The organism is Sorangium sp. So ce381 (assembly GCF_051473845.1).
Taxonomy (GTDB): Bacteria; Myxococcota_A; Polyangia; order Polyangiales; family Polyangiaceae; genus Sorangium; species Sorangium atrum.
The window spans coordinates 3,534,492-3,549,221 of sequence record NZ_CP150336.1; the positions used below are offsets into that span (position 1 = coordinate 3,534,492).

At 71.3% G+C, this 14,730-nt stretch carries 10 protein-coding genes; 6 read left to right on the forward strand and 4 right to left on the reverse strand.

The window, feature by feature from the left end; translation table 11 throughout:
- Positions 1-365: 365 nt before the first annotated feature.
- Complete coding sequence (locus tag WMF29_RS13455; protein WP_437329209.1) at positions 366-1,301, reverse strand: hypothetical protein; 936 nt, start codon at positions 1,299-1,301, stop codon at positions 366-368.
- Between the two features lie 751 nt (positions 1,302-2,052).
- Here WMF29_RS13455 and WMF29_RS13460 point away from each other — a divergent pair.
- The 3 genes from WMF29_RS13460 to WMF29_RS13470 all read left to right on the forward strand — a co-directional run bounded on the left by WMF29_RS13460 (position 2,053) and on the right by WMF29_RS13470 (position 6,898).
- A complete protein-coding gene (locus WMF29_RS13460; RefSeq protein ID WP_437329210.1) occupies positions 2,053-2,904 on the forward strand; it encodes a hypothetical protein in 852 nt (283 codons plus the stop codon).
- Positions 2,905-3,115: 211 nt separating this feature from the next.
- A complete protein-coding gene (locus WMF29_RS13465; RefSeq protein ID WP_437329211.1) occupies positions 3,116-6,199 on the forward strand; it encodes a DEAD/DEAH box helicase in 3,084 nt (1,027 codons plus the stop codon).
- A 129-nt stretch (positions 6,200-6,328) separates the two neighbouring features.
- Positions 6,329-6,898 carry a hypothetical protein gene (locus WMF29_RS13470; protein WP_437329212.1) on the forward strand — a complete coding sequence of 190 codons (570 nt, stop codon included), beginning with the start codon at positions 6,329-6,331 and terminating at the stop codon, positions 6,896-6,898.
- Positions 6,899-6,925: 27 nt separating this feature from the next.
- Here WMF29_RS13470 and WMF29_RS13475 read toward each other — a convergent pair whose 3' ends face one another.
- Together WMF29_RS13475 and WMF29_RS13480 are read right to left on the reverse strand one after the other, a co-directional pair.
- Positions 6,926-7,282 (reverse strand): response regulator, encoded by a 357-nt coding sequence (locus tag WMF29_RS13475; protein ID WP_272103377.1) that lies wholly within the window; start codon positions 7,280-7,282, stop codon positions 6,926-6,928.
- 6 nt (positions 7,283-7,288) lie between these two features.
- Positions 7,289-8,467: a sensor histidine kinase gene (locus tag WMF29_RS13480; RefSeq protein WP_437329213.1), complete on the reverse strand. Its 1,179-nt coding sequence runs from the start codon at positions 8,465-8,467 to the stop codon at positions 7,289-7,291.
- Positions 8,468-8,741: 274 nt separating this feature from the next.
- Here WMF29_RS13480 and WMF29_RS13485 point away from each other — a divergent pair, with 274 nt between their 5' ends.
- From WMF29_RS13485 to WMF29_RS13495, 3 genes are all read left to right on the forward strand, one after another.
- Positions 8,742-10,331, forward strand: coding sequence for an SDR family NAD(P)-dependent oxidoreductase (locus WMF29_RS13485; RefSeq protein WP_437329214.1), 1,590 nt, complete (start codon positions 8,742-8,744; stop codon positions 10,329-10,331).
- A gap of 137 nt (positions 10,332-10,468) precedes the next feature.
- Positions 10,469-12,664 (forward strand): cation:proton antiporter domain-containing protein, encoded by a 2,196-nt coding sequence (locus WMF29_RS13490; protein WP_437329215.1) that lies wholly within the window; start codon positions 10,469-10,471, stop codon positions 12,662-12,664.
- A 4-nt stretch (positions 12,665-12,668) separates the two neighbouring features.
- Complete coding sequence (locus WMF29_RS13495; RefSeq protein WP_437329216.1) at positions 12,669-13,538, forward strand: PTS sugar transporter subunit IIA; 870 nt, start codon at positions 12,669-12,671, stop codon at positions 13,536-13,538.
- 39 nt (positions 13,539-13,577) lie between these two features.
- On the opposite strand, the gene WMF29_RS13500 is transcribed toward WMF29_RS13495, so the two are convergent.
- Positions 13,578-14,729 (reverse strand): hypothetical protein, encoded by a 1,152-nt coding sequence (locus WMF29_RS13500; protein WP_437329217.1) that lies wholly within the window; start codon positions 14,727-14,729, stop codon positions 13,578-13,580.
- Position 14,730: the final 1 nt, after the last annotated feature.

The following is a 14,730-nucleotide window of genomic DNA, read 5'->3' on the forward strand; positions in this document are numbered from 1 at the left end:
GTCCGGCCGCAACACCCCGCCATGTGGCCCCCCTCTTCAACGTCTCCAGCGCCCGTAGGACAGTGCACCTCTGCCGCGTGACGGAGGCCGGCTCGACGTCGCCGCTCCCACGTCGTGATCCTGTAGATACTGACTTTGGAGCGCACGTAAAGGCTTTTGTGTGCGCTCTCGAGCGCGCAGGTCGCATTGCATTTTGGCTCGTCCGTTTCTCCGTTTCGAGAGGTTTTTCGTCATGCCCGCGGATCCCTGATTTGGGCGCCTTTTGCCTGACATCGCAGGTTCTGGTCAGCCCGTACCGTGGTTCAGGAAAAGCCCGAATCGTGCGGCTCGGGCGGCGGTGCGCCGCCCTTCGCGGCGCATGATCGTCACCCGTTCTCGCCTGGACGTGTTTGGCAGCAAAACGTGCTCGGACCGGTGAGGACGATCTCGCCTCGCAGCTCGCCGCCGCTCGGCTCGCAGCTTCCGGGCCGGTCGACCTGCCAGACGGCCCTCATGCTCTTGGGCGTTTCCCCGGGCGTGGCGGCGACGCAGCCCGGGGCATCGCTCGAAGCGGTGCCGGCGGTGAGCTGCTCGTCACACGCGCCGTCCCGGAAGGAAACGAGCATCAGGGAGCACTCGCTGCCTGTCGGAGGACCGCACTCACACGGCGTGCAGTGGCGCTCGTCCCTCATGCCGTCGTAGAGGACGACGTCCTCCGGGTAATCTTCCGGGCAGGTCACCTCGCCCTCGCCGAGGTACATGATGCACTGAGCGAAGCCGTGTTCCTGATCGGGTGGCACGCACGTCTTCGACGGAGAGGGGCACGTGCGTTCCTGGAGGCTGCCCTCGCACGCCACGCCGGAGCGATACCACCGCAAGGTGAACTGCGGCACCGGGGGGGGCTCGACGCTGGCCTCGCAAGGCGTCACTCGGGTCGCGCCGAGGACGAGCGATTGGTGATCGTTCACGAGGGCGCTGCTGGGCACCACGCAGGTGCCGTTCAGGATGTCCCGGGGCTCATGCACCGAGACCGCCGGGCCACCGCACTTCAGCGAAGCGGCCGTCCGGAGATCGTCGGGCAAGGCGCAGGCCGGCTCGCCGCACCGACATGGGCTGCACGCGAAAGGGAAGTCGGCGGTCTCGTACCCCCTGTACACCGTGGTCTGGGCGCCGTGGGGGCACTGCGGCTCGTCCACCGTCCTGCCGACCCAGAGCAGCGCAGGGCCATAGAAGCCCTCCGGAGGCGGCTCGACACACTGGTCGCCGCTGCACGGGTCGCATGCCGAGATGCACGCGTCGCGGTCGGGCTGGTTTCTACACACTTTCGCGCACGTCCGACATTCCGCTATGCAATCCCAACGGTCGGACCCGTAGGGCTCGCTTTTACATTGATCCACGCACGTCCCGCATTCCGCTAGACACGCGTCCTGGTTGGGCACGTCCTCACACTCGGTGTCGCATGTTTCGATAGTCTGTCTGGTGTAGAAGCAGCCTGGGAGGCACGCAGTGAACAGCAGCGCAAGCGCGAGAGAGGTATTCTTCATAGACCACCTGTCGGGAAGAGCTCGCTGCCCCCTTTACTACAGAGCCAACCGTTTCAAACGAAGATGGGCCGGGACACGCCAAGAATGACCCCTCTGGACGCATTGCGATCAGCGCCGGCGAATTCCAAGAGAACGGCAACAGCGGCGATTTTTGTCAGCGCAGCCCGGGTTTGAGCGCAGCGACGCACCTCGTGAAATGAAGACACGCTGAGCCACGTAAGCGCTCTGTGTCGGAGTGCACCCTCGACCTAACTCCTGCGTGGCCGAGCGCGCTCCTGCGCACCCCTGCGCGACCGAGCGCAGGCCGCGGCGCTCAGGCGCGAGCCAGGGTGACCGAGCGCACCGCGTCGGAGGGGGTCGGTTGGGCTCGGATGCGCCCGCGCCCGATCGCAGGAACGCGAAGGCGAGCCGCGTGTCCCCAGGCGCTCTGGGCTCAGACGCTTGAACCATGCGTCGAAAGCGTCGAGAGCGTCGAAAGCGTCGAAAGCGCTCGCGGGGCGTGCGCTTGCTGCGTTAGGCTCCGATCCTGATGAGTGGGGATCCACCCGATAGCGAGCGCGGGCTGCATCAGGCCGGGCTCCGTCCTCAGGAAGAGGCGGGCTCACGGGGGGCGGCGAGCGGCGCGCCGGTCCCCTCGGCCACCATCTCGCTCTCCTCCGGGCGGCGCTACGAGATGGAGGCGACGCTGGGGGGCGATCGGCTCGTCGTCCGCGGAAGGACCGGTGAGATCATCCTGCAGATGGAGATCACCGACGCCGGCCCGGTGCTGTCGTTCGCGGCGCCCGACGGCGAGCGCGCCGGCTCACGGCGAGGCGGCCAGGGGAGCGGCTCCTCCGCGCCGCCGCGGCGCGCGGCCTCGCCGCCGCAGTCCGTGATCGTCCCCATGTCGAGCGGGAAACGCCTGCCCTCGGAGGGCGAGGCCGACGAGGCCGTCGATGTGCCGCGGGCCCTGCCGCTGCCCTCGATCAAGGTCCCGCCCGAGGCCGATCTGCTGGAGCTCGATGGCGGCAGCGCGCGGTCGGGGGTCACCCTCCGGCGATCTCCCGGCGAGCTCGACGAGAGCGCCGCCGGGCCGGCCGCTCCGGCGCCGGCGCCGCCGAGCGTCGCGGCCCCTGCGCCCGCGTCGCGGAGCGACCTTCCGGGCACGCGGAGCGCGCTCCCCTCGCTCAGCCTCCAGCAGTACGCGGTCCTCTGCGCCGAGTCGTCGCTCGGAGCGGCCTCGTCGTTCGACCAGGCGCTCCTGCGCCACGGCATCGCCGACCGCGACCTGTGGAAGGCCGTCGATCGCAGCTGGCAGGATCGGCTCGAGCGAGAGCCGATCCTCACGTTGCGCTGGATGGAGCTCACGACGCGCTACCGCGAGCACCTGACGCGCCGGTAGAGCTCGCGGCGCCACGCCGCGCGGATACCTGCTACAGCAGCGCCCTGCTCGTACCGGGCAAGCTCCTGGAATCTGGAAGACGCGACAGCGGAAAAAGACGCCCGAACCTCTTTCCGTCTTCTTCGTCTTTCTGTGAACATCCCAAGAAGTGGCGCTGGTCCCGGGAGAGCGCGCGAGCTACCGCGGCCGGTCGTCGGTGTCTGGAGTCTCAGTGCAGGGTCTTCTCGAAGCCATCAGAAAAGCCTGTCTTCCGGGCCTCTGGTCCCAGGGCGTCAAGCTCGCCCGTGAGGGCGCTGCCTTCGGACGCGAGGATCGCGGCGATGCCATCGTGGTCCGCATCAAGGCGGCCGGGCAGCCCGTCGCACCCACCGTCACCCTCTACCCGGCGGACGCCGAGTGGACGTGCGACTGCGGTGGAAAAATCGATCCCTGCGCGCACGCTGTCGCGGCGACGCTGTCGCTCTCGCAACCGGTCGCGCAGGGCCAGCCGGCGGCGCAGGACCAGCCGGCGGCGCAGGCGCAGCCAGCGGCGCAGGGCCAGCCGAGGGCGCAGACGCAGCCGGCCGCGCAAGGCGGCGCGATCGCCGCGTCCCCGCCGCCGGCGCGGCTGCGGTACCGGCTCCGGCGCAAGGGGCTCGTGCTCGCGCTCGAGCGGATGATCGTGCACGCGAGCGGCGCCGAGGAGCCGCTCCGGGTCTCGCTCGCCAGCCTCGCTGGCCGCGCCGTGAGGGCTCCAGCGAGCCCGGAGCGGCCAGGGCCGAGGCTGCCCGAGCTCTACCCGACGCACGAGGACCTGGCGATCGACCGCCTCGTGGGCACGAAGCAGCACGGCTATTTCCCCTCGGATCGCCAGCCCGAGCTCTTCGCGGCGCTCGCGGGCGTCGCGGACGTGGAGCTCGACGGCGCGCCCGTGCGCGTCTCCAGCGAGGCGATCGGCCCCCGCGCGACGGTGCGCGATCACGACGACGGCGCGGCGCTCGTCGTGGAGCGGGACCCGCGCGTCGACGAGGTGATCGCGTCGGGCGTCGCGCGGTGCGGCGGCACGCTGCACCTGCTCCGGGAGACGGATCTCACGGGGCCGAAGCTCGAGCGGCTGCCGCTCCGGCGGGTGTTCTCGCGCGGGGACCTCGGCAAGCTGGTGACCGACGTCCTGCCGGAGCTGACCAAGCGCGTCCCGGTCACGGTCCAGAGCCAGCGCCTGCCCCGCGCGGGCGGCGCCTCCCGGCCGCGGATCCTCCTGGAGCTCAGCCAGAAGGAGCACACGCTCTCCGTCGTGCCCAGCCTCGTGTACGGCGATCCGCCGGAGGCGCGCATCGAGAACGGCCGGCTCGTGCACCTGTCCGGCGCCGTGCCCGTCCGCGACGAGGCCGCGGAGCGCATGCTGCTCGTCCGGTTGCGCGACGAGCTCCACCTCATCCCGGGCCGTCGGGTCGACTTCGACGGCGTCGAGGCGATCCGCTTCGCCTCGCGCCTCGAGTCCTGGGACGCCCGCGCCTTCGCCGACGCGCGCGGCGAGATCTTCGGCAAGGCCGCGCTCGTGCCGCGCTTCGTCATCCACGACCGGGCCTTCGACGTCGAGTTCGAGCTCTCGAGTGGGCAGGACGACGAAGGCGACGGCGCCGGCGCGCCCACGAAGCGCGCGGACGCGACCGCCGTCATCCGGGCGTGGCAGGACGGCCTGCCCCTCGTGCCGCTCCTCGGCGGCGGGTGGGCGCCGCTGCCCTCCGCGTGGCTCGAGAAGTACGGCGCGCGCGTCGCCGATCTGCTCGCGGCGCGGCGCGAAGACAAGGAGGTGCCGCCCGCGGCGCTCCCGGCGCTGGCCGCGCTGTGCGACGAGATCGAGTACCCGCGCCCGTCGGGCTTCGACAAGCTCATGCCGCTGCTGGACGGCTTCGCGTCGCTCCCGGAGGCGCCGCTGCCCGCCGACCTGACCGCGACGCTGCGCCCGTACCAGCGCCGCGGCGTCGACTGGCTGTCGTTCCTGCGCGACGCCGGCCTCGGCGCGGTGCTCGCCGACGACATGGGGCTCGGCAAGACGCTGCAGACGCTCTGCGCGCTGCGCGGCCGGACGCTCGTCGTCTGCCCGCGCAGCGTCGTCCACAACTGGGCCGACGAGATCCGGCGCTTCCGCCCGGGCCTCCGGTTCGCGGTCTACCACGGCACGCGGCGAACGATCGACCCTGCGGCCGACATCACGCTGACGACGTACGCCGTGCTCCGCAACGACGCCGAGCTGCTCGCGGCGCAGGCCTGGGAGGCGGTGGTGCTCGACGAGGCGCAGGCGATCAAGAACCCCGACAGCCAGGCGGCGCGCGCGGCGTTCGCGCTCCGCGCCGAGCTGCGCGTGGCGCTGAGCGGCACGCCGGTCGAGAACCGGCTCGAGGAGCTCTGGAGCCTGCTCCACTTCACGAACCGCGGCCTGCTCGGCGGGCGGAGCGCCTTCCAGGAGCGCTACGGCCGGCCGATCGCCGAGGGCGTGCAGGGCGCCGCGGCCGAGCTGCGGCAGAAGATCCGCCCCTTCGTGCTGCGGCGGCTGAAGGGCGAGGTGGCGCCGGAGCTGCCGCCGCGCTCGGAGATGGTGCTCTACTGCGAGCTCGAGGAGGCCGAGCGCGAGCTCTACGATGCGGTGCGCGCGGCCACCCGCAAGGACGTGGTGGAGAAGCTCGCGGAGGGGGCGAGCGTCATGGCGGCGCTGGAGGCGCTGCTCCGCCTGCGCCAGGCGGCCTGCCATCCGGCGCTGATCCCGGGCTCGAGCGCCGGCGGCGCGGCGCAGGCGGCGCGGACCGCGCCCTCCTCCAAGGTGACGCGGCTGATCGAGGCGCTCGAGGAGTGCGTCGCCGACGGCCACAAGGCGCTCGTGTTCTCGCAGTGGACCTCGCTGCTCGATCTCGTCGAGCCGCACCTCGTCGCGGCGGGGATCCCGTGGAGCCGCCTCGACGGCGGGACGCGCGATCGCGCCGGGGTGGTCACGGCGTTCCAGTCGCCGGGCGGCCCCCCGGTGATGCTCATCTCGCTGAAGGCGGGCGGCACCGGCCTGAACCTGACCGCGGCCGATCACGTCTTCCTGCTCGATCCCTGGTGGAACCCGGCGGTCGAAGATCAGGCGGCCGATCGGGCCCACCGTATCGGGCAGCACCGGCCGGTGATGGTCCACCGGCTCGTCGCGAAGGACACGGTGGAGGAGGGGATCCTCGCGCTGCAGGAGCGGAAGCGCGCCATCGCGGGCGCCGCGCTGGGCGAGGCGGACAGGGCGGCCTCGCTGACGCGGGAGGATCTGCTCGCGCTGCTGGGGTAGCGCACATCGATCGCGGTCGGGCGCCTGGCGCTCCCCAGGGTGTCGCCGCTCGCGGGGCGGGCGTATGGCCGCGGCCTCTGGCGGTGCACGCGTTGCGCGCCTTGAGCCGCCATGGGATGAGCGGGTGTGATGCGAACGTTCATCCTCCCCCTCGCCGCGCTGCTGGCGCCGCTCGCTGCGTGCACCGTCAACGGTCCGCGTGAGCCGGCCCCGGAGCCGTCGTCTCCCGCGGGGCCCTCCGCGCCGTCTTCCACCGCTTCCACCGCGGCGCCGGTCACGCCCGCGCCGCAAGCTTCGGCCACGGTCACCGCCGCGACGACGCAAGCGCCGGCCACGACAGCGCGGACCTCGACCACCGCGTCCGGCGAAGAAGCCCTGTTCGGCACGTGGAGCTCCGCCGCGTGCGGATCGCGGAAGTACGAGCGCCTGCTCTCCTTCGCGAGGGACGGCAGCTTCGCCGCCGAGGATCGCGTCTCCCCCTGCCCGCCGAAGGTGGCGTGCATCTGGTCGGGCATCGTCCATCGCAAAGGGGCGTTCAAGCGCTCCGACAGGACCCTCCTGCTCTCGGTCTCCGAAGCTTCGCAGGGACCCGGCGCTCACCCTTTCCCGACCACGCTCACCATCGATCCTTCGACGGGCGCCCTCGCCGAGACCGGAGAAGGCGGCGCTCCCTGCCCCTACGAGCCCGCCGCCAAGTAGCGCCCTCAGCGCGCGAGCGCACCGCTCTCAGCAACCGCACGCCTTCTGGACCGCTCCAAGGAGGGCTTCGTAGCGGATCGGCTTCCTGAGCAACGGCGTTCCGGGTGGCGGGGACGTGATCGATGCGGCTGACAGGACGACGACCGGGATGCCAGCGAACCGCGCGTCGCGCCGCATCCGGTCGATCAACTCCACACCGTCCATGACGGGCATCAAGAGGTCGACGAGCATCATGTTCGGCCGCTCGCCGCGCTCGAGCAGCGCGAGCGCCTCCGCTCCGTTTCCGGCCGTCACGACGCTGTAAGCACCGTCTTCCTCGAGCGCATCGCGGAGAGAGAGCTGAATATCCTCGTTGTCCTCCACCAACAGGATGTGCTTCATCATGTCAGCTTAAGGGGATTTCGTCTCGGCGTCATCGATGTTTCCACGTCGTCGAGGCAACTCCACAGTAAACGTCGAGCCGACGTCAGGTTCGCTCGCGACGGACACCGTCCCTCCCATCGCCCCGACGACCTGCCGCACGATCCACAGCCCGAGGCCGAGCCCGCCGTAGTGCCGCTCCGAGACCGCGCGCTCGAACTGGTTGAAGATGATGGCCTGCTGTTCGGGCGCGATGCCGATGCCCTGGTCCGTGATCGTGAGCCAGGCGCGTGAATCATTCGCCCATACGGTGATCGTGATCGGACGCCCACGGCCGTACTTGAGGGCATTGGTGAGGAGGTTGTTCACTACCTGGTCGAGCCGCCTGCGATCCCAGCCGCCCGTGGCGTCGGCGGCGAGCTGGAGGGACATCGAGTTCCTGGTGAGGTCGTATTTGTGCTGCTCGACCACGTCGCACACGACCTCCGCGAGGTCGACCTCCTGTATCTGAAGCTCGATCCGTCCAGCGGCGATGCGCGAGACATCGAGCAGGTCGGAGACGAGCCGCTCCAGGCGATCGATCTGCCGCTCCACGACCGATAGCTTGATGACCAGGCGCTCGGGCGTGAGGCGGTCTGCGCGCGCGGCGCGCGCCGCGCGCAGCACGCTCTCCACCTCGGCGCGCAGCGGCGTGATCGGCGTCTTGAGCTCATGGGCCGCGACGGCGAGGAAGATCTCCCGCGCCCTCACGGCCTCTCGCGCCTGCTGGAGCATCACCTCGCGCTCCTCGGCCGCGAGCTTCTGCTCCTCGTAGAGCGCCGAGAGCTGGCGATTCAGCTCCTCCCTGCGGATCTCGTGCTCGCGTGTGACGCGCGCGGCCGCCGCCAGCGCCGCCGCCCTGGGGAGCAGCGGAAAGAGCAGGATGGCGGTGCCGACCGAGGCGATCGCCGTGATGGCCCGGATGGCCCCATCCAGCCAGTACGACGGCTGCCAGATGACCCACACATCCATGAAGTGCGTGAATCCACCGGCGACGATGAAGGTGCCAAACGCGAGGTACACCCACCGGAAGGGGATGTCCCGGATACGCCGGACCAGATGGGCGAGGGTCAGGGAGATCGAGAGGTAGGCGAAGCCGATCGCCAGGTTGGTGATGACCTGCAGCCAGACCATGCCCGGCTGCCAGAAGTAGCAATGGCCATGGGGCATGAATTCCGTCGCGAACAGACTGTGTGGCGACTCGAGCATAAGATCCTCTGCTGGAGTTTCCGAGGGCTCAGGATGATGTGCGAACGTAGTGTACAATCCTCAGCTGGCGAACAGGACGCGACGCGCGGGGCTCGTCGGCGGCGCTCTGGGCGCGGGCGCTCTGGGCGAGGCGAGGCGAGGCGAGGCGCGCCGCGGCCAGCGGCGGTGCCGGCAGGACCCGAAGGGCCGCTGCGGTTCGCGCGCGGTCTCCCGCGTGCTATGCACGCACGCTTCGATGAGTCCCGACCGCGAAGCCGCCGGCGCAGGCCGGCCGTTCACTGCCGCCGATCTCGACGCTTGTCTCAAGGTGCTCGAGGCCTTGGCCCTCGATCGCGCGGAGCTCGCCTCCATCAGCGCCGAGGACCGCCGCCGGCTTCTCCTGGCCGCCGGCCGCGTCTCGCGCCCCGAGCGCGCCGAGCAGCGAGAGCTCGCCAGGGCGTTCCGCAAGCGCGACCGGCACGCGCAGAGGTCCGCCGACGCCGCCCTGCTCGATGCGGTCGGCATCCGCGTCGCCCGCCGAGAGCCGGTGTTCCGCACGCCGGACGCGCTCGCCCCGGTCGCGCCCCCGCTGTCATGGGCCGACCCCGCCGAGGAGCCCGCGCCGCCGCCCGGGCCCACCGAGGAGCCTGAGCCGTCGCCCGAGCCCGGCGCGCCGGAGCTCGCGCGGCCGCGCAAGTGTTATGTCTGCAAGGCCGAGTTCCGCAGGGTCCACTTCTTCTACGACGCGATGTGCGCCGCCTGCGGCGACTTCAACTACGGCAAACGCAGCCAGACCGCTCCGCTCGACGGCCGCGTCGCGCTCGTGACGGGCGCCCGCGTCAAGATCGGTTATCAGGCGGCGATCATGCTCCTCCGCGCCGGCGCGCGGGTGATCGTCACGACCCGCTTCCCGCACGACGCCGCTCGCCGCTTCTCGGCGGAGCGCGACTTCGACGCCTGGGGATCACGGGTCGCGATTTACGGCCTCGATCTCCGACACACCCCGAGCGTCGAGCTCTTCACGCGCCACCTCCTCCACACGCTCGACCGGCTCGATTTCATCATCAACAACGCCTGTCAGACCGTGCGGCGACCGCCGGGCTTCTACGGCCACCTCATCGAGGGCGAGACCGCGCCCGTCCACACCCTCCCGCAGGGCGCTCGGCCCCCGCTCCGCGAGTACGACGCGCTCCGGGCGTGCGGCACGCTCCCCCTCGTCGCCGGCGCCGACCCCACCGCGGGCCTGCGCGAGCCCGCCTTGCTCTCCCAAATCCCGGCTCCGGGCGATGAGCGCCTCGACGAGCTGCTCTTCCCCAAGGGGCGCTACGACGCCGATCTCCAGCAGGTCGATCTCCGGACGCTGAACAGCTGGCGGCTCACGCTCGCCGAGGTCCCGACCGTCGAGATGCTCGAGGTGCAGCTCGTCAACGCGGTCGCCCCCTTCGTCCTGAACTCCCGGCTGAAGCCGCTCATGATGCGACGGCCCACGTTCGACAGGCACATCGTCAACGTCTCGGCGATGGAGGGGCAGTTCTACCGCCGTTACAAGACGGACAGGCACCCTCACACCAACATGGCGAAAGCCGCGCTCAACATGATGACGCGCACGTCCGCGCCCGATTATGCGAAGGACGGCATCTTCATGAACAGCGTCGATACCGGGTGGGTCACCGACGAGGACCCCGCGGCGCTCGCCGCCCGCAAGCTCGAGGAGCACGGCTTTCACCCGCCGCTCGATATCGTCGACGGCGCCGCTCGCATCTGCGATCCCATCTTCTCCGGGCTGCTCAGCGGCCAGCACGCGTACGGCCAGTTCTTCAAAGACTACATGCCGACCGACTGGTAGGCGCAGCCCGCGCCACCGCGCGCTCTCCTTCGCCGAGCTGTTGAGGCCGCTCGATTCCGCGGATCCTTTCTTGACAGTCGAGAGAGCCCGCTGATAAGCGATAACTTAACACTTACCACCAGGAGGGAGCGCTCCCCATGGAGATTCTGATCCACAACTCGCTGGCCCGCTTCCTCATCCAGGCGTTCCTGATCATCGCCTGCGCGCGGCTCGTGGGCATGGTGGCCCGCCGGATGGAGCAGCCGATGGTCGTCGCCGAGGTGACGGCGGGCATCCTTCTCGGCCCGTCGCTGTTCGGCTGGCTCTTTCCCGATGCGTCGGCGGTCCTGTTCGCCAAGGAGTCGCTGCCGCTCCTGAAGCTGGTGAGCGAGGTCGGCCTCATCGTCTTCATGTTCCTCATCGGGCTGGAGCTCGACCCGAAGCTCCTGCGCGGGCGCGGCCACGCCTCGGTCATCATCAGCCACACGAGCATCGTCGTGCCGTTCGCGCTGGGCGGGCTCCTCGCGCTCTACCTGTACCCGCGGCTCTCCGACAGCTCCGTCCCGTTCTCGTCGTTCACGCTGTTCATGGGCGTGGCGATGAGCATCACGGCGTTCCCGGTGCTCGCGCGCATCCTCACCGAGCGGCGCCTGCTGGGCACGAAGGTCGGCGCCCTCACCATCACGTGCGCCGCCGTCGACGACGTGACCGCCTGGTGCATCCTCGCGTTCGTCGTCTCGATCGCGCGTGCCACGGGCCTCGTGGGCGCCGTCTGGACCACCGTCTTCGCCGTCGCCTACATCGCCGGCATGCTGTTCCTTGTCCGCCCCTTCCTCGTCCGGCTCGGCGAGCGCGGCTCCAGCAAGGAAGGGCTCTCGCAGGACCTCGTCGCCGTCACGTTCCTCCTGCTCATCGTGTCGAGCTGGATGACCGAGATGATCGGCATCCACCCGCTGTTCGGGGCCTTCATGCTCGGCGCGATCATGCCGAAGGGCACCGGCTTCGCGAAGAGCCTCGCCGAGAAGCTCGAGGACTTCGCCGTGGTCTTCCTGCTCCCGCTGTTCTTCGCCTACAGCGGCCTGCGCACGCACATCGGGCTGCTCAACTCGGCCGACGGCTGGATGATGTGCGGCCTCATCATCGTGATCGCCTGCCTCGGCAAGTTCGGCGGCAGCGCCGTGGCCGCCCGCTTCACCGGCCAGAGCTGGCGGGAGGCCAGCGCGCTCGGCATCCTGATGAACACCCGTGGCCTGATGGAGCTCATCGTCCTGAACCTCGGGCTCGATCTGGGCATCATCTCCCCCAAGCTGTTCACGATGATGGTGCTCATGGCGCTGGTCACCACCTTCATGACCACGCCGCTCCTGCGCTGGATCTACCCGCCGGAGGAGCTCGCCAAGGAGCTCGCCGACGTGCCGGAGCGCACGCCGCTCCCCGTCGCGGCGGACGTGTTCACCGTGCTCATGTGCGTCTCGTACGAGCGCTCCGGCCCCGGCATGGTGACGCTCGCGAGCGCGCTCGCGGGCAGCGGACCCGAGGCGAGGCGCCTCTACGCCCTGCGCCTCATCCCGCCGACCGATCGCGGCTCGTTCTACCTCGACCAAGGGCCCGAGCGGCAGGGGGCGGCCGCGCTGGCGCCGCTCCTGTCGCGGGCCAAGGAGCTGGGCGCCGAGGTCCGGCCGCTCTCCTTCGTCTCGCCCAAGCCGAGCCACGACATCTGCAACGTCGCCGACGTGAAGCAGGCCGACCTCGTGCTCGTCGGGTGGCACAAGCCGCTGCTCAGCCAGACCGTGCTCGGCGGCACCGTCTACGAGGTCATGCGCGGCGCCCACACCGACGTCGGCGTGCTCATCGATCGCGGGCTCGCCGCGGTCCGCAAGCTGCTCGTGCCGTTCCACGGCACGTTGCACGACAGGGCGGCGCTCGCGCTGGCCCGCCGGCTCGCGCAGCAGGTCGGCGCCGACGTCACCATCCTCCACGTGGTCAAGCCGAAGCGCAGGTCCGACGACACGCTCGGCGCGCAGCAGGCGGTCGACGAGGTGTTCGAGGGCGAGGAGGGCGGCGCGCTGCAGAAGTCCAAGGTGGTGCTCAAGGTGGTCGAGCACGACTCCCCCGCGGACGCGGCCCTCGAGGAGGCGAAGCGCGGCTACGATCTCGTCCTCGTCGGCGTCGGGCCCGAGTGGGGCCTCGCGCAGCGCCGGTTCGGCATCCGCGCCGAGCACATCATCCAGGGCTGCCCGACCTCGCTGCTCGTCGTGCGCAGCCACGAGCCCGCCACCGCGCGCGCGCCGGCCCCGGCGCCCGCCCCGCAGATCCTCTCGACCGCCCTCGCGGTCGAGCCCGATCGCTCCTGATCCCATGCCAGCGATGTCCGACGCTGACGGCGCCGCGCGCGCCCGCGCGGTCGCCGAGTTCGGGGCCGCGCTGCGGCTCCTCCGCGTCGAGGCGGGCCTGAGCCTGCGAGCGCTCGCGCACCGCATCGGCGTCTCCAGCGCCTACCTGAGCCGCGTCGAGCACGGGCACGACGCCATCCCCACGCCCGACCGGCTCACGGCGATCGCGGGCGCGCTCGAGCTCCCGCCGGCGGTGCTCCTCGAGCTCGGCCACCAGGTCGAGCCGCTCGTCTCGCGCTACCTCGAGCGCGTCCCGTCGGCGAAGGCGCTCTGCGCGGAGCTCGCGCGGCGCAACCTCAGCGGCCCGCAGCTCGCGCGCGTCAAGGCGTTCATCGACGCCGAGTTCCCGGCGAGCGCGGCCCTCGGGGGGGCGCCCGCGCGGCGGCTCAGCGGGCTGCTCACGCCCGAGCGCGTCGTTCTGCAGCTCTCGTGCGCGGACATCGAGGACGTCATCGACGTCGCGGCGTCCCGGCTCGCGCCCCCCGGCGGCGCGCTCGCGGCGAGCGCGCTCGCTCAGGAGATCCTGCGGCGCGAGCTCGAGTCGCCCACGGCGCTGGGCAACGGCGTCGCGGTCCCGCACGCGATCGTCCCCGGCGCGAGCCAGGCGGCCGTGCTCGCGACGCTGGCCCAGCCGCTCGCGGTGCCGACGCCGGGCGGCGCCCCGCTCCGCCTGTTCGTCGTCCTCGTCTGCGGCGAGGGGGGCCGCGCGCACCTCGAGCTGCTCGCCCAGGCGGCCAGGCTCGCCAGCCTCGGCGCCGCCGACGCGCTGTGCGCCGCGCGCGACCCCGCGCAGCTCATCGACCAGCTCTCTCAGATCGAAGCGGGCTGCGGCTGATCGCGGCGGTCCCGGCGCGGGCGGCCGGAGGGGCCGCCGTCACTCGACGCGGACGAGGCGCTGCACAACGGACGAGCCGCCGCGCGCGTCGCGCAGGACCGCGGTGATCGTGGCGACGCCCGGCTCGGCCGGCGGGATCCACTTCACGGCGTGATCGCCGATGTACCCCTCGTTCGCGTCGCTCACGAGCTTGATGCCCCCGTCGAGATCGCCCAGATCGGCGAAGTAGTCGACCCAGACGATCTCCTTCAGCGCCTGCTGCTGCGCGCTGGGATCGTCCTCCGCCACCTCGGGATCGACGATCGCGTCGAGCTCGTAGGCCGCGCACTCGACGAACGGATCCTCCGCGCTGCAGCCGGCCTCGCGCCGCGCCTCCGCGCTCACGCGGCAGCGCGGGACGGTGGGGATGTCGGCGAAGTCCTCTGGCATGGGCTTGCCGTCGAGCGTGAGCCCCTGCACCTCCGGGTTCGCGTTCGCGCGACCCCCCTGGAAGGCATAGATCTGCGTGTAGCCGGGCACGAAGCTGTCCGGGCCGAGCCGGCGCCCGTCCTTGAAGCACGCGACGGGGAACGTCCCGGCGCGGCCGGTGCCCTGGTCCTCCACGAGACCGAGCTCCCCGGTGCAGGCGACGAAGAAGACGTACGCGCTCCCGGAGGCCGGACCCCCCGTGGCGGGCGCCGTGCGGCCGGTGAGGATGTCGTCGCTGATCGTGATCGTGTACGTGTCCCCGAAGCCGGGGCGCACGCCGTTGAGGTCGGGCAGCGGGACCGTCGGGTCGCCTCGCTCCACCCACGCCTGGATCTCGGAGGTGATGCCTTCGAGCTGCGCATAGCAGCCGTAGTAGTCGTCCCCGATCGGGTTCTCGCACCCGCCGAACCAGTAGACCGAGACCGGGCGCGACCCGTCCTCGGGGCCGCCCAGCCCGTCCTGGTAGTGGATCCGGAAGGTGACCTGGTCTCCGGGGTTGGCGTACGGCTTGTCGGCGACCACCGCGAAGACGCGGAGCCCGCCCACGAGGCTCGGCGGATCGAAGCCCGCGACGCACCCCGAGGCGATCGCCGGCGACGCGATCGCTGCGAGCGCGAGCGTCCCCAGCACCGCGCGCCGCCACCGGCGCCCGCGGCCCGCGCCGTCGCGCTTCGCCGCGCCGTCGCGCTTCGCCGCGCCGTTCATCGCCTGCGCCCCGCGCATC

What these genes read in the sequence shown, in the direction of transcription:
- WMF29_RS13475 (WP_272103377.1), bottom strand. Translation starts at nt 7,282, where the DNA reads ATGATGAAGCACATCCTGTTGGTGGAGGACAACGAGGATATTCAGCTC.
- WMF29_RS13490 (WP_437329215.1), top strand. Translation starts at nt 10,469, where the DNA reads ATGGAGATTCTGATCCACAACTCGCTGGCCCGCTTCCTCATCCAGGCG.
- WMF29_RS13480 (WP_437329213.1), bottom strand. Translation starts at nt 8,467, where the DNA reads ATGCCCCATGGCCATTGCTACTTCTGGCAGCCGGGCATGGTCTGGCTG.
- WMF29_RS13470 (WP_437329212.1), top strand. Translation starts at nt 6,329, where the DNA reads ATGCGAACGTTCATCCTCCCCCTCGCCGCGCTGCTGGCGCCGCTCGCT.
- WMF29_RS13460 (WP_437329210.1), top strand. Translation starts at nt 2,053, where the DNA reads ATGAGTGGGGATCCACCCGATAGCGAGCGCGGGCTGCATCAGGCCGGG.
- WMF29_RS13485 (WP_437329214.1), top strand. Translation starts at nt 8,742, where the DNA reads ATGAGTCCCGACCGCGAAGCCGCCGGCGCAGGCCGGCCGTTCACTGCC.
- WMF29_RS13495 (WP_437329216.1), top strand. Translation starts at nt 12,669, where the DNA reads ATGCCAGCGATGTCCGACGCTGACGGCGCCGCGCGCGCCCGCGCGGTC.
- WMF29_RS13500 (WP_437329217.1), bottom strand. Translation starts at nt 14,729, where the DNA reads ATGCGCGGGGCGCAGGCGATGAACGGCGCGGCGAAGCGCGACGGCGCG.